Raw genomic sequence first — 13,548 nt, 5'->3', positions numbered from 1 at the left:
TCAATCTGCCGTCATCGTCATCGGCACTCGACTCCTCAGCGTAGGGAGCCCCCGGCTCACCGCGCATGACACGGATGGACCATTTCCGGATACCGGCCCATGGCCCGATCGCGCCGCTTGTGCCCGCTCGCAGCCCACCTAATCGGCGATCTTCCCCGCATAAATATCCGCACTTTCGGGCAATACGACCGTCACCGGCGTCCCGAACCCGTACAGCAGCGTGGTCGACGAGACATCGATCACGCCATTGTTGACGTACGTGAACCGGTGCCGGACCTTCCGCAACCGCCCCTGCTCGTCCAGATAGGCATCGAACGGCACGGCGTCCTTGCTGAACCCTTTCGCCGCCGCCTCCAACGCCCCCCGCACCTCCGGCGACGCACTCCCCGCCGCCCGCCCGATGTCGGTGGTCCCCCGGTAGTGCCGCACCTTGGTGCCCGCCACCTCGGTCTCCCCGACGTACGAAACCTCCTGCACCCCCCGCAGCAGCTCGGCCGCGACCAGCGGATCGGTGGCGCCGCCCGTGACCAGGTTCCCGTCGGCCAGCGTCGTCGTGTCGACCCGGACCCACTTGTCGTCGGGAACGCCCGAGCCCCGGTTCTTCATGTAGAGCGCGCCCGGTACGAGCAGCTCGGTGATCGGCCGGTGCTCGGCCTTGCCCTTCACATCGGCCGGGAGCATCACCAGCAGCTGGCCCATGCGGTTCTTGAAGTCGACGCCGCCCTCGCCCCGGATCGTGACCCGGGTGCCGCCCGTGGCCATCTCCATCGCCGTACGGGCCCGCGCGCTGCCCGTCTTCGCCAGCGCGTCGGCGGCCCCGCGGACCACCGCCGCCGGGTCCGCGGGGGGCTTGCCTTCGCTGCCGTCGGCGCCCGCGCAGCCGCCCGTCACTGCGACCGCCAGGGTGACCCCGGCGGCGAGCATCACCTCACCCGCACGCCCGCGCCGCCGCCTGTGCTGGTGAACCACCATCGCCTGCCAACCCCCAACGCGTGACCGCTGTTTGCCCGAGGCCCCCACCCGCTCCGCTTAACGAGGTCCGGGGTTTCCCGTCACGGGCCACGCACCTCCCCGGGCCGTGCCGGACCCGGGTACCGTGGAGGCGTGGAACCGCACACCAAAGCGACCCTGGTCCCTCCGCTTGCCTCCGTGCCCCTCCAGCGGCCGCAGCCACAGCCGCAGCCGCCCACCGGGCACACCACCTCCACCGCCGAACGCGGATCGTTCTGTCTGGCCGTCTGCACCTGCGGCTGGACCGGCCCGGCCCGCCGCTCCCGCGACCTGGCCCGGAAGGACGCCGCCCGACACACCGTGGGGTAGCGGCCCTTGAGGGGTTGAGGGGTAACCCGTTCGGACGGCCCGGCTGGCCGGGGCCCGCCGGAGCGGATGCCCTTGATTCATGCCAGGACCCGCAGCCCGCCTAGCAGCCCTCCTCTGGGCCCTGCTCATCACGCTCACCCCGGCCGCCGGGGCCTGGGCCCGGCCCGTGGGCCAGGCGGACGGCCCCGCCGACGTGGCCATGGCCATCGGCCTCACCGCCGCGGCGGCCGCGGCCACCGGGCTGTGGCTGCGCTCCCGCTACCGCCGCGAAGGCGACGAACGGCGCGAGCCGTGACTCCGCGCCCCCGCCCGGCGGCGGTGCTCCTGTGCTTCGGCGCGGCACTGCTGTGCCTGCTGGGGGCCGTCCTGATCGCGGCCTGGGAGTCGTACGGGGCCCCGTGAGCCGGGGGAGACGGAAGCTCAGGCGGCGAGATCGTTGTCGTGCGTACGCCGCTCCGCCGGCGGGGTCTGCGGCTGCGCCAGCCCGACCGGCCTCGGCAGCGCCCGCCCCTTGGCCCGCACCAGCCACCCCACACGCGGGGAGCCGGCCACCGCCCGCACCACCGGGTTCAGCAGGGCCATCGCGAGCGGCGCGAGCACGAGTACGACGGCGGTGCCGAGGGCGAAGCCGCCGATCACATCGGTGGGGTAGTGCAGGCCCATGTACACGCGGCACAGTCCCTCGGCGAGCGCCAGCCCGATGCCGATGAGCCCGAGCTTCCGGTTGGCCACGAACAGGCCGACGCCCAGGGCCATCGCGAGGGTGGCGTGGTCGCTGACGAAGGAGAAGTCCGACTTCGCGAGCCCGATCCCGGGACCGGGGTCGAGCACCTGAAGCCCCTCGTGCTGCCGGAACGGCCGCGGCCGCCCGACGAATTCGCGCAGCGGCGCGTTGACGAGCAGCGCCAGCCCGGCGCCGAGCGGGGCCCACACGAGCGCGGCGAAGGACTCGACGGCGGTGGCCTCGTCCTGCCGGCGGACACCGCGCCAGCACCACAGGACCAGGAGCACGAGCGCGAGCAGGATCCCGTACTCACCGGCCAGGCTCACGGCCCGGTCCAGCCAGCTCGGGGCCTGCCGGGCAACTCCGTTGAGCTCGTACAGCAGGCTGACATCCACATTCGGCCCACCGCTCGTGAGTCCAGCCATGGTGATGCGGCCCCTTGCCCTTGCCGTGGTTCCCCTGTGTCCATGGAACGCCCGTTCTGGCAACTACGTTCCACTCTCCACCGAATGATCACTCCAACGTTACCGAAGAGTGACTCATCGTCGCAGCTCAGGGCCCTGGCCTGACGGAGAGTTACTAAGGGGCCCGACTCGCCCCCGCCCGCTCCGGAAGGGCCTCCGCCCCGTCCTTCGTCACGCGCGTCGCACCGAAGTAATCAGGCGTGTCAATCTTGTCGAAACGGATCACAGCACCCGTATAGGGGGCGTTGATCATATATCCGCCACCCACGTAGAGCCCGACGTGTCGGATCTCCCGAGAGTTCGTCAGATCATCGGAGAAGAACACCAGGTCGCCGGGGAGCAGTTGATCACGCGGAGGATGCGACCCGGCGTTGTACTGGTCATTGGCGACGCGCGGCAGCTCAACCCCCACCGTCTCGTACGCGGCCTTGGTCAACCCGGAGCAGTCGAACCGCCCGTCCTGATCGGGCGTCCCGTTCCCACCCCACAGGTACGGAGTCCCGAGCTGCTTCTGCGCGAAGTAAATGGCGCCCGCGGCCTGTTGCGAGGGCGCCACCCGCCCCACGGGCCGCGCGAAGCTCTTCGCCAGCGTCGTGATGGCCTTCACGTAGCCCTGGGTCTCCTTGTACGGCGGCACGCCTCCGTACTTGATGACCGCGTACGCCCCCGCGTTGTAGGCGGCGAGCATGTTCGACGCCGGGTCCCCCGGCACACTCGCCACGTCCTTGGCCAGTTCGCAGTCGTACGAGGCGGCCGAGGGGATCGCATCGTTCGGGTCCCAGATGTCCCGGTCCCCGTCCCCGTCCCCGTCGATGCCGTGACCCGCCCACGTACCCGGGATGAACTGCGCGATCCCGCGCGCGTCCGCAGGACTGACGGCACTCGGGTTCCAGCCGCTCTCCGAGTACAGCTGGGCGGCGAGCAGCGCCGGAGTGACGGCCGGGCACAGATTGCCCCACTTCTCCACCAACGCCTGGTACTTCGCCGGCACCGCCCCCTTGGCGAGCCCCACGGCCCGCCCACCGGCCCCCGCACCGGCTCCCACCAGGCCCGCCGCGGCCGAGTACGTCCCCACCACGAGCAGCACGACGAAGGTCAGACACAGCCCGATCCCGACCCCGCCGGCCATCCAGAATCTGCGCACCCGTCAACCCTCCCCCATGCCCCCGGCTTTCCACCGCGATTCGCCCGTGTCGCCTGTCGTACTAGCCCACTTGCTCCACGATCCGACCACCCCCCATCCTCAACGCCCCACCGCACCACCGTCCACCCCCGGCGGGGCCAACGGCGCCGCACCTACCTCGGAGCGACGAACAGGCTCTGCGCACTCCGCCCGATCGGCCCCTTCTCATCGTGCAGCCGCGCGTCGGCCAGCCCGATCCCGCCACCGTCCACACTCGTCCGGGCCTCCACGCACGCCCACTCCCCCACCGGATGCCGATGCAGGTGCACGGTGAGGTCGCTGTTGATGAAGACGTACCGCCCGAAGTCCATCACCGCGCTGATGCCGTTGCCCGAGTCTGCGGCGACCAGCACCCGGTCCAGCGGCCTGATCCCCTCGCCCGCGACGAGCGCCACCTTCATCCGCATCCAGCAGCTGCCCGGACCGGGCTCCACGAAGGCGCCCTCGGCGAACCGCGTCTCCATCGCCGAGTGGTACCCGGTCTCCCACGGCACCGGGAAGAACGGCGTCTGCTCCACCTCCCCGGGCGGCGGCAGCTGCGGCCCCGACACCACGGCCGGCACCGCCTCCTCGGCCACTGACCTGGGCCGGCCCGGCCTTCTCCTGGCCCCTGGACGAGCCCCAGCTGGCCGCCTACGCCACAGAGCCCGGCCGCCACACCTGGACCGCCGTCACCCCCGTCGGCGACCCGGTCGGACACGCCTCCATCGCCGGCACCCGCCTCGGCCGGATACTGATCGCCCCCGAGGCCCGCGGCCGGGGCCTCGGTGAGACCCTCGTCACCCTCGCCGTCTCCCACGCCTTCGGCGAGCTGCGGCTCCCCCGCCTCGACCTCGGCGTCTGGGCCCACAACACGGCGGCGATCCGCATCTACGAGAAGCTCGGCTTCCGCACGGAGCAGGTACTCGAAGACGTCGAAGAGATCGACGGCACCCCCTGGACCGCCCACCAGATGACACTCACCGCCCCCGACCGGCGACAATGAAACCGTGCCCAGTAATACCCCCGCCCCCCTTCCCGTCCTCCAGGCCGACTGCGCGAACTGCTTCGCGCTCTGCTGCGTGGCCCTCCCCTTCGCCAAGTCCACCGACTTCGCCGTGAACAAGCCCGCCGGCACCCCCTGCAAGAACCTCCAGCAGGACTTCCGCTGCGGCATCCACACCCGGCTGCGCGACAAGGGCTTCCAGGGCTGCACGGTCTTCGACTGTTTCGGCGCCGGCCAGCAGGTCTCCCAGGTCACCTTCGGCGGCCAGGACTGGCGCACCCACCCCGACACGGCCCGCAGGATGTTCGACGCCTTCCCGGTCATGCGGCAGCTGCACGAACTGCTCTTCTACGTGTCCTCGGCACTGACCCTCCCGGCCGCCGCCCCGGTCCACGCGGACCTGCGCCGCGCCCTGTCGAAGACCTCCGAGTGGACCGGCTCCGACCCGGACACCCTCGCCACCCTGGACATCGGCGCCCTCCGCCAGGAGATCAACGAACTCCTCCTCAAGACGAGCGAGCTCGTACGGGCCAAAGTCCCGGGCCGCAAGAAGAACCACCGCGGCGCGGACCTGATGGGCGCCCGCCTCCCGGGCGCGGACCTCCGCGGCGCGAACCTCCGCGGCGCCTACCTGATCGCCGCCGACCTCACCCGCGCCGACCTCCGCACGGCCGACCTGATCGGCGCGGACCTCCGCGACACCAACCTGCGCGGCGCGGACCTCCGCGACACGATCTTCCTCACCCAACCCCAACTCAACGCCGCCCAGGGCGACCTCACCACGCGCATCCCGGCAACCCTCACCCGCCCCGCGCACTGGACCTGATCCGTCCCCCGTACGCCGAGACGACAATCATTGCCCGGCGTCACCCCCCGTGATACACAGAGTGACCATACGTTCTTTCGCATAGAAACCACCCGTGCCCAGGTCAGAGCGCACGAGCGGGCCACACGCCGGGAGATCGGGTAAAGAGAGCCGTCAAGTCGACGACGGCGGCGGTTTCATCAGCGAAGATAGTGCGTAACCCTTGCCGTTCGGGCACGGGCTTCCGGAACTACCCATACAGGGGCGGTGAGTTACATGATCCTGGCAGCCGAAAAAGGCGACATCACCACCATCATCGGCGGAATCGCCCCGAACTGGGGGCCGTTCGGCAGTCTCGGCAACGAAGCGAAGGTCATGATCGAGGTGGTCATGGCCGTGGCGATCCTCCTCTGCCTCGGCATCGCCATCTGGGGCGCGGCCAAGCAGCGCATCGGCGCGACCGCCCTGCGCGACACGTTCAGCGCGGAACAGGGCAAGGGCCTGATCGTGGCCGGCCTCACGGGCGTCTTCATCATCGGCTCGCTGGGCACCCTCTTCACCATCGTCTACGGAATGGCCGTCTAGCCGGGCCGCCGCGGCCGTACCTGATGAGGACTCACCACACCGCGCCTACGCGGGAACCAGCGCTACCGTCGTACGACGCGGAGGGGGCCGACACGGAATGAGCAACGACGACCAGTACGGCGGCACGGGCCAGACCCGTACCCGCCTCCCGGACCCCCCCGCGGACCCCTACGGCCCCACCCGCCGCACCCCCCGCGCCACCCGCAGCCTCATCACGGTGGTCGGCGTCGTGGTCCTCCTGATCGCCGCCATCGCATTCGCGAACCAGTCCGGCGACTCCCCCTCCGGCAAGCCCTCGGACAACGCCCCAGCCACATCCTCCACGGCCGCCACGGGCACATCCCCGGTGACAGGCAAGAACGGCACGATCCCCAAGGGCTTCACCCACGACGAACAGGGCGCCCAATCGGCGGCCGCCAACTACGCAGTGGCCCTCGGCTCCGACGCCATGTTCGACGCAGCGCGCAGACGGCCCATCGTCCAGGCCGTGTACCTGCCCGACGTGGCCGGCGCCCGGCAGAGCGACCTCGACAAGGTCTATGGGGACCCCGAGTTCCTCGCCCGTATCGGTCTCGATGCCGCAGGCAAGGCCCCCAAGGGACAGACCTTCATCTCCCGCCTGAACCCGGTGGGCACCAAGGTGGAGAAGTTCGGTGGAGACACCGCCAGCGTCTCCGTCTGGTACTCGGCGCTGTTCGGGCTCGCCGGCGAGGGCTCCAAGAACCCGGTCGCGGAGAGCTGGTACACGAACACCTACGAACTCCGGTGGCTCAACGGCGACTGGCGGGTCGCTGACTTCACCCAGAAGGAAGGCCCGGCCCCGGTGGGCCGGGACCAGACCGCTTCCTCGGCGGAGGAGATGGCCGCCGCGGTGTCTCAGTTCGGGGGGCTCACCTATGCACGCTAGCCGTCACGGCTTGTCGCTCATGGCCGCCGTAGCGGCCGTACAGCCAGCTGCCGTACTCCTCGCCACGCGTGCAGCAGCCGCCCCGACTCCCACGCCCACCCCGACGCCGCAGCCCAGCAACAACCCCTGCGACCTGATCCGCGGTCCTGCCAAGGACTACTGCGAGCGCGGCGAAGGCTCCACCGGCGGAGCACCCCGGACAGGCCTGGCCCCCAACGACCCAGCCGACGCCCTCAACCCCCTCGCCTCGCTTGCGAAGGGCTGCGCCGACGCCGCCGCCTGGATCGTCGGCAAACTCAGCGAAGCAGTCAAGGGCACCGCCAACGTCGACTTCACCAACCCCGCCTTCCTCAAGCAGTACTCCGTCGTCTTCGCCGCCTCCACCATCCTCACCCTCGTCCTCTGGCTCTTCGCCGTCGCCAAGCGAGCCGTCCGCGGCGTCCCCCTCACCACCGCCCTCTCCGAAGCCGTCGGCTTCCTCTGGCTCACCGTCCTCGCCTCCGCCTTCACCCCCCTCATCCTCTACACCGTCGTCTCCGCCACCGACGGCGTCACCGAGGTCATCGCCTCCGCCACCGGCAGCCAGACCGACGTCTTCTTCGGCTCCTTCTCCGAAGCCCTCAAGAAGGGCGACGACATCGGCGGCGGCCCGATCATGCTGATCGTCGTCGCCCTCGTCACCGTCCTCGCCGCCGGCGTCCTCTTCCTCGAGCTCTTCATCCGCGCCGCCCTCCTCTACGTCGGCGCCCTCCTCGGCGTCGTCGTCTACGCGGGCCTCGTCGACCGCAACCTCTGGGGCCACGTCCGCCGATGGGCGGGCATCATGATCGCCGTCATCCTCGTTAAGCCTGTCATCGTCATCGTCCTCGGCCTCGCCGGAGCCCTCGCCGGCGAGAAGGGCCCGAACGCCTTCTCCGCCGTCGTCACCGGCCTCGCCATCATCCTCCTGGCGATCTTCGCCTCCGCGATGATCTACCGCTTCGTCCCCGGCTTCGGCGACGAGATCGCCTCCGCCCGCTCCAACCGCAGCAAGGCCACCGACGGCGCCCAGGCAGCCGCTGTCATCAGCTCCCCGGCCTCCCTCGTCTCGCAGGGCATCAAGACCCACAGCAGCCGCGGCGCCCACCGCGGAGGCGACGGCGGCGGCAGCGCGCCCCGCCCCGCCAACCCCATCTCCGGAGGCGTGGCCGCCCACAGCAGCCGCCCCACCTCCGGCGGCGGAGCCGGCGGCGGATCTGTCCCCTCCGCCGCACCCACACCCCGCACGAGTTCGAGTACGAGGAACACAGGAGGTGACGGGCGTTGACGACCCAGTCCCACCAGCTGCACCCGGTCGCGCCCCGCCGCACGTATCTCATCGGCCGCGCCCGGCCGAACGCGATCGTCGGCAAGAACCGCGAGACCGGCGAGATCGCCCTGATCATCGCGGGGGCGTTCTTCGGCATGATGAGCGGACTGCTCGTCCCCGACCTCACCCTGCGCATCGTCAGCCTCGCCGGCTTCCCCATGCTCGCGCTCGCCGCCGTGTACGTCCCGTACAAGGGCCGCACCTTCTACCGCTGGTTCGAGATCAGCCGCAGCTACAAGCGCACCCTCCGCCGCGGTACGACCTACCGCTCATCGGCCATCGAAGCCGGCACCCGCGCCGCCGACGGCCGCGAGGTCGAGGTCGGCCCGCCCCCCGGCATCGGCCGCATCAACTGGCTCGCCGCGCCCTTCGGCCCCGACGAGATCGCCGTCCTCCTCCACGCGGACCGCCGCACCGTCACCGCCGCCATCGAGATCGAGGGCCCCGGCGTGGGCCTGCGCGACAGCGAGGACCAGGAGGCCCTCGTCGACCGCTTCGGCACCCTCCTCAAGCACGTGGCCAACGGCGACGGCTTCGTCACCCGCCTCCAGATGCTCGCCCGTACGCTGCCCGCCGACCCGGACGCGCACGCCAAGGACGTCGCCCAGCGCGGGGACACCAACGCCCCCACCTGGCTGCGCGACTCCTACGACCAACTCCAGTCGATGGTGTCCACCTCCTCCGAGCAGCACCGCGCGTACCTCGTCGCCTGCATGCACTACACGCGCGACCTCGCCGCCGAGGCCCACACCATCGCCCGCGCCGCCACCCCCCACAAGGGCCGCAAGCTCGACCGCGACGCCGGCCTCGCCATCGTCATGGCCCGCGAGCTCACCGACATCTGCGCCCGCCTCGCCGAAGCCGACATCCGCGTCCGCCAGCCCCTCGGCCAGGGCCGCCTGTCCTCCCTCGTGCACTCCATGTACGACCCGGACCACCCCATCGACCACATCCAGGCCATGACCAAGCGCAACGCCTGGCCCGCCGAACTCGACGCCGTCGAGCCCACCTACCTCCAGGCCAAGACCCGCGAATCCTCCACCCGCGCCCCCTGGTGCCACGCCACGGCCTGGGTGAAGGAGTGGCCGATGACCCCCGTCGGCGTCAACTTCCTCGCCCCGCTCCTCGTCCACACCCCCGACGTCATCCGCACCGTCGCCGTCACCATGGACCTGGAGCCCACCGAGGTGGCCATCGAGCGGATGCTCACGGAGAAGACCAACGACGAGGCCGACGCGAGCCGCGCCGCCAAGATGAACCGCACCGTCGACCCCCGCGACATCGCCGCCCACGGCCGGCTCGACCAGAGGGGTGAAGATCTCGCCAGCGGTGCGGCGGGAGTCAACCTGGTCGGGTACATCACGGTGTCCTCGCGGTCACCCGAAGCCCTCGCCCGCGACAAGCGGACGATCCGCGCCTCGGCCGGCAAGTCCTACCTGAAGCTGGAGTGGTGCGACCGCGAGCACCACCGCGCCTTCGTCAACACCCTGCCGTTCGCCACCGGCATCCGACGCTAGCCGGAAGGAAGTGCCGCCCATGCGAGATCCCATGTCCGCCCTGACGGACGCCTTCACCAGCTTCCTCTTCGGCAAAGTCGAAACCACGCGCCTGCCCGTACGCACCTCCACCGGGCAGGCGCAGGCCGTCTACCTGCCCACCGCCGCCCCCGGACTCGGCGACTCCGGCGTCATCATCGGACGCGAGGTCTACAGCGGCAAGGGCTACATCTACGACCCCTTCCAGCTGTACGGACAGCAGCTCCCGGCGCCCCACTGGCTGGTCCTCGGCGAATCCGGCAACGGCAAGTCCGCCCTCGAGAAGACGTACGTCCTGCGCCAGCTCCGCTTCAAGGACCGCCAGGTCGTCGTCCTCGACGCCCAGGGCGAGGACGGCGTCGGCGAGTGGAACCTCATCGCCCAGCAGCTGGGGATAACCCCCATCCGCCTGGACCCCATCGCCGCCAACGACGACGGGATCCGCCTCAACCCCCTCGACCCGGCGATCACGACGACCGGCCAGCTCGCGCTGCTCCGCACCATCATCGAGGTGGCGATGGGCCACGGCCTCGACGAGCGCGCCGGCTTCGCGCTCAAGGTCGCCCACGCCTACGTCGTCGAGGCCATCCAGGACCGCCAGCCCGTCCTCACCGACATCGTCGAGCAACTGCGCCACCCTGAAGCCGAGTCGGCACTCGCCATGAACGTCGACATAGACGATGTCCGGGCCTGGGGCCTCGACGTGGCGCTCGTCCTCGACCGCCTCGTCGACGGCGACCTCCGCGGCATGTTCGACGGCCCGACGACCGTCGGCATCGACCTCGACGCCCCCCTCATCGTCTTCGACCTGTCCCACATCGACCGCAACTCCATCGCCATGCCCATCCTCATGGCGATCGTCGGCGTCTGGCTCGAACACACCTGGATCCGCCCCGACCGCAAGAAGCGCATCTTCCTGGTCGAAGAGGCCTGGCACATCATCAACAGCCCCTTCGTGGCCCAGCTGTTCCAGCGGCTGCTGAAGTTCGGCCGCCGCCTCGGCCTGTCCTTCGTCGCCGTCGTCCACCACCTCTCCGACGTCGTCGACGGCGCGGCCGCCCGCGAGGCCGCGGCCATCCTCAAGATGGCCTCGACCCGCACGATCTACGCCCAGAAGGCGGACGAAGCCCGCGCGACGGGCCGCGTCCTGGGCCTGCCCCGCTGGGCCGTGGAGATCATCCCGACCCTCACCCCGGGCATCGCGGTCTGGGACGTCAACGGCAACGTCCAGGTGGTCAAACACCTGATCACCGAAGCCGAGCGCCCCCTCGTCTACACCGACCGCGCCATGACCGAGGCCTCCACCCCCAACCGGCTCCCCGACGACCTGCTGGCCGCCGAACTGGAAGCGGAGGAACGCGCCCTGTCCATCGAACGCCGCCGAGGCAACGGCGGCCCGGGTTCCGCGACCACGGTGGCCTGACCATGCACGACGCACGACACGACCCACGCCGTACGGAGGCTCCGGCCCGGGGCGGCATCCCGGACGGACTGCTGGTCGGCCTCCTGGCCTTCCTCCTCGGCCTCGCCGTCCTCATCTGGTCGGCGACCGGCCTGGCCGCCCTCTTCGCCAAAGGCGCCTGGCCGGCCACCGTCACCTTCACCCGGACCCCGGGAGCCGTGCGCGCCCTGATAGCGCAACCGCACGACATCCCGGGCGCCTGGCCGGACACCGACCCGGCGGCGCTCTCCGGGTGGGGCCTGTTCTGGGGCCTGTTCATCAGCCAGCTGCTGGTGCTGTTCGTGCTCACCGTCTTCGCCATCGGCGTCATCGCCCGCACCAAGTCCCGCCGCGCCCTGGCCCGCCAGGCCACACGGGCGCCCGCAGACTCCGAGCCCCTACAGCCCTCCGCCTCGGCGGCTCAGCACTCTCCGGTAGAACCAGCCGCACCCACCCGCTCGGCCGGGGCCCATCCAGCCTCGCCGGCGTTTGAGGCGCTGGGGGTCCCCCCAGCAGTAGCTGGGGGAGGGTCCGGAGACAGCGCCCCCAGCAGCCCCCGCCCGGCGGGCACACGGGCTTCGGCCGGAGCCCCGGCCGCGCACCCGCAGCCCCTGGGCGGAGCCCGCCTGGCCTACGCCGCCCCACACGACCGCTTCCGCGCGGCCGTGGCCCGTATCGGGGAGACGGAAGGCGCGGCCCTGATCGTGACCTCCTCCCCCGCCCTCTGGGCCGAGACCAAGGACGCCCGCGCCAAACTCGGCCCGGTCCTCCTCTACGACCCCTCGCACCTGTGCGACACCCCGGCCCGCATGCACTGGACCCCCACCGAGGGCTGCGCCGACCGCGACACCGCCGCCGCCCGCGCGATCGCCCTGCTGGCCCCCGTACGCCCCCAGGCAGGCATGGACGCGGCGATCGCGGACACCGCGGAAACGCTCCTGCGCAGCTGGCTCCAGGCCGCCGCCCTGGACGACCGCCCCTTCAAGCAGCTCCACCGCTGGACCCAGGGCAACAACGCCCAGGACCCGGTCCGCATCCTGCGCACCCACCCCCAGGCCGCCCCCGGCACGGCCGGCGAACTGGAGAGCGCCCTGACCGCGCACCCCGAACGCCGGGAGCTGGCACAGAACCTGACGGCCCGTGCCCTCTCCTGCCTGACCTCGATCCACATCCGCGAGGCCTGCAATCCCAACCAAAGAGACTCGCTGACCCTGGCTTCGTTCGTGGCCGAAGGGGGCACCCTCTACGTGGTGGGTGAACCTCTGGAGGACCCTCGTACCCACCCGGGTGCGATGCCGTTGCTCACCGCACTCGCCTCTCACGTGGTCGAGCACGGCCGCCGCATGGCCGCACGGTCATCCCACGGTCGGCTCGACCCACCACTCTCCCTGGTCCTGGACGACGTGGCGGCGGTGGCCCCGATCCCCCAACTCCCGGAACTCCTCGCCACCGAGCCCCTCCCCCTCCTCGCCCTGTGCCGCAGCCGCGAACAGGCCCGCTCCCGCTGGCCGGAGGCAGAGCTCCCCTAGACGGACGGCCTCGGAAACACGTACTCGACCTCCCGGGCAGCGGTATCGGTCGGCACAGGCACAGCAAGCCCCGTAGCCTCGAACCCGAACCGCCGATAAAACCCGGCAGCCCGCCCGTTGTCCTCATGGACAAACAGCCGTACGCGCTCCAGCGCCGGCTCCTCCAACGACCAGGCCCACTCCAGCGCGGTCTCGAACAGCGCCTCGGTCAGCCCGCTCCCCCGCTCCTCGGCCCGCACGAACACCCCGACCAGGTGCCCCTGGTGCACGGTGATGTCCTCATCAAAGATGCCGGTGCTCCCGGCCTCCTCGACCAGCACCACCACATTGCCGTTCCACGTCCCGTCCGGCGCCTCGGCGATGAACTGCCGCACCGACCGCCCGTGCGAAGCGCCCTCGGTCCGCTCCTGCCAAAACGCATCCGGCCTCCGCACGGCAGCCTCCTCGGTCTCCAGGAAGGCAACAGCCGCCGCAGGATCCCGCAGGGCCGCGATCCGCAACTCCTTGACCTTCTCCCACTCGTCGGCTCGGACAGGACGTATCACGTGCTGGTTCATGGCTGGAGATCATAGCGACAAACGCAGAAAAGCCCCGCACCAGGATCAGAGATCCGGTGCGGGGCTTCCGCAATGATTGTTCGGCGGCGTCCTACTCTCCCACAGGGTCCCCCCTGCAGTACCATCGGCGCTGAAAGGCTTAGCTTCCGGGTTCGGAATGTAACC

15 protein-coding genes and 1 rRNA gene are annotated in these 13,548 nt (G+C 70.9%); 10 read left to right on the top strand and 6 right to left on the bottom strand.

Annotation, left to right across the window (positions count from 1 at the left end; translation table 11 throughout):
- Positions 1 to 138: 138 nt before the first annotated feature.
- On the bottom strand, positions 139 to 972 hold the full coding sequence (locus ACGFYU_RS36670; protein WP_393831636.1) for a hypothetical protein: 834 nt from the start codon (positions 970 to 972) through the stop codon (positions 139 to 141).
- A 132-nt stretch (positions 973 to 1,104) separates the two neighbouring features.
- On the opposite strand from ACGFYU_RS36670, the gene ACGFYU_RS36665 reads away from it, so the two are divergent.
- Together ACGFYU_RS36665 and ACGFYU_RS36660 are read left to right on the top strand one after the other, a co-directional pair.
- Entirely contained in the window at positions 1,105 to 1,320 is a 216-nt protein-coding gene (locus ACGFYU_RS36665) for a hypothetical protein (protein WP_393831635.1), read from the top strand.
- Between the two features lie 79 nt (positions 1,321 to 1,399).
- Positions 1,400 to 1,615: a hypothetical protein gene (locus ACGFYU_RS36660; RefSeq protein WP_393831634.1), complete on the top strand. Its 216-nt coding sequence runs from the start codon at positions 1,400 to 1,402 to the stop codon at positions 1,613 to 1,615.
- Between the two features lie 125 nt (positions 1,616 to 1,740).
- On the opposite strand, the gene ACGFYU_RS36655 is transcribed toward ACGFYU_RS36660, so the two are convergent.
- The 3 genes from ACGFYU_RS36655 to ACGFYU_RS36645 form a co-directional block, all read right to left on the bottom strand.
- Positions 1,741 to 2,469 (bottom strand): phosphatase PAP2 family protein, encoded by a 729-nt coding sequence (locus ACGFYU_RS36655; protein ID WP_393831633.1) that lies wholly within the window; start codon positions 2,467 to 2,469, stop codon positions 1,741 to 1,743.
- A gap of 154 nt (positions 2,470 to 2,623) precedes the next feature.
- Positions 2,624 to 3,637 carry an NlpC/P60 family protein gene (locus tag ACGFYU_RS36650; protein ID WP_393831647.1) on the bottom strand — a complete coding sequence of 338 codons (1,014 nt, stop codon included), beginning with the start codon at positions 3,635 to 3,637 and terminating at the stop codon, positions 2,624 to 2,626.
- A gap of 167 nt (positions 3,638 to 3,804) precedes the next feature.
- Positions 3,805 to 4,254 (bottom strand): thioesterase family protein, encoded by a 450-nt coding sequence (locus ACGFYU_RS36645; RefSeq protein WP_393831632.1) that lies wholly within the window; start codon positions 4,252 to 4,254, stop codon positions 3,805 to 3,807.
- Positions 4,255 to 4,268: 14 nt separating this feature from the next.
- Between ACGFYU_RS36645 and ACGFYU_RS36640 the strand changes: the two genes are divergently transcribed.
- The 8 genes from ACGFYU_RS36640 (at position 4,269) to ACGFYU_RS36605 (ending at position 12,826) form a co-directional block, all read left to right on the top strand.
- Positions 4,269 to 4,676 (top strand): GNAT family N-acetyltransferase, encoded by a 408-nt coding sequence (locus ACGFYU_RS36640; RefSeq protein WP_393831646.1) that lies wholly within the window; start codon positions 4,269 to 4,271, stop codon positions 4,674 to 4,676.
- A 4-nt stretch (positions 4,677 to 4,680) separates the two neighbouring features.
- Complete coding sequence (locus ACGFYU_RS36635; RefSeq protein ID WP_393831631.1) at positions 4,681 to 5,502, top strand: pentapeptide repeat-containing protein; 822 nt, start codon at positions 4,681 to 4,683, stop codon at positions 5,500 to 5,502.
- A 255-nt stretch (positions 5,503 to 5,757) separates the two neighbouring features.
- A complete protein-coding gene (locus ACGFYU_RS36630) occupies positions 5,758 to 6,066 on the top strand; it encodes a hypothetical protein (RefSeq protein WP_008742356.1) in 309 nt (102 codons plus the stop codon).
- Positions 6,067 to 6,163: 97 nt separating this feature from the next.
- Positions 6,164 to 6,973: a hypothetical protein gene (locus ACGFYU_RS36625; RefSeq protein WP_393831630.1), complete on the top strand. Its 810-nt coding sequence runs from the start codon at positions 6,164 to 6,166 to the stop codon at positions 6,971 to 6,973.
- Between the two features lie 19 nt (positions 6,974 to 6,992).
- Positions 6,993 to 8,279, top strand: coding sequence for a hypothetical protein (locus ACGFYU_RS36620; RefSeq protein ID WP_393831629.1), 1,287 nt, complete (start codon positions 6,993 to 6,995; stop codon positions 8,277 to 8,279).
- On the top strand, positions 8,276 to 9,838 hold the full coding sequence (locus tag ACGFYU_RS36615) for an SCO6880 family protein (RefSeq protein WP_393831628.1): 1,563 nt from the start codon (positions 8,276 to 8,278) through the stop codon (positions 9,836 to 9,838). The genes ACGFYU_RS36620 and ACGFYU_RS36615 overlap by 4 nt, the downstream gene beginning before the upstream one ends.
- 19 nt (positions 9,839 to 9,857) lie before the next feature.
- Positions 9,858 to 11,279 (top strand): ATP-binding protein, encoded by a 1,422-nt coding sequence (locus ACGFYU_RS36610; RefSeq protein ID WP_393831627.1) that lies wholly within the window; start codon positions 9,858 to 9,860, stop codon positions 11,277 to 11,279.
- Between the two features lie 2 nt (positions 11,280 to 11,281).
- Positions 11,282 to 12,826, top strand: coding sequence for a type VI secretion protein (locus ACGFYU_RS36605; protein ID WP_393831626.1), 1,545 nt, complete (start codon positions 11,282 to 11,284; stop codon positions 12,824 to 12,826).
- Here ACGFYU_RS36605 and ACGFYU_RS36600 read toward each other — a convergent pair.
- Entirely contained in the window at positions 12,823 to 13,383 is a 561-nt protein-coding gene (locus tag ACGFYU_RS36600) for a GNAT family N-acetyltransferase (protein WP_393831625.1), read from the bottom strand. The genes ACGFYU_RS36605 and ACGFYU_RS36600 overlap by 4 nt on opposite strands.
- Before the next feature lie 78 nt (positions 13,384 to 13,461).
- A 5S ribosomal RNA gene (gene rrf / locus ACGFYU_RS36595) occupies positions 13,462 to 13,548 on the bottom strand; the annotation flags it as partial.

Source organism: Streptomyces sp. NPDC048337 (assembly GCF_043201175.1).
GTDB lineage: Bacteria > Actinomycetota > Actinomycetes > Streptomycetales > Streptomycetaceae > Streptomyces.
This window is presented reverse-complemented; position numbering and strand designations above follow the sequence as displayed.

Excerpts from the sequence above, each read along its gene's own strand:
- ACGFYU_RS36670 (WP_393831636.1), bottom strand. The coding sequence starts at position 972 with ATGGTGGTTCACCAGCACAGGCGGCGGCGCGGGCGTGCGGGTGAGGTG.
- ACGFYU_RS36660 (WP_393831634.1), top strand. The coding sequence starts at position 1,400 with ATGCCAGGACCCGCAGCCCGCCTAGCAGCCCTCCTCTGGGCCCTGCTC.
- ACGFYU_RS36655 (WP_393831633.1), bottom strand. The coding sequence starts at position 2,469 with ATGGCTGGACTCACGAGCGGTGGGCCGAATGTGGATGTCAGCCTGCTG.
- ACGFYU_RS36650 (WP_393831647.1), bottom strand. The coding sequence starts at position 3,637 with ATGGCCGGCGGGGTCGGGATCGGGCTGTGTCTGACCTTCGTCGTGCTG.
- ACGFYU_RS36630 (WP_008742356.1), top strand. The coding sequence starts at position 5,758 with ATGATCCTGGCAGCCGAAAAAGGCGACATCACCACCATCATCGGCGGA.
- ACGFYU_RS36625 (WP_393831630.1), top strand. The coding sequence starts at position 6,164 with ATGAGCAACGACGACCAGTACGGCGGCACGGGCCAGACCCGTACCCGC.
- ACGFYU_RS36620 (WP_393831629.1), top strand. The coding sequence starts at position 6,993 with ATGGCCGCCGTAGCGGCCGTACAGCCAGCTGCCGTACTCCTCGCCACG.
- ACGFYU_RS36610 (WP_393831627.1), top strand. The coding sequence starts at position 9,858 with ATGCGAGATCCCATGTCCGCCCTGACGGACGCCTTCACCAGCTTCCTC.
- ACGFYU_RS36605 (WP_393831626.1), top strand. The coding sequence starts at position 11,282 with ATGCACGACGCACGACACGACCCACGCCGTACGGAGGCTCCGGCCCGG.
- ACGFYU_RS36600 (WP_393831625.1), bottom strand. The coding sequence starts at position 13,383 with ATGAACCAGCACGTGATACGTCCTGTCCGAGCCGACGAGTGGGAGAAG.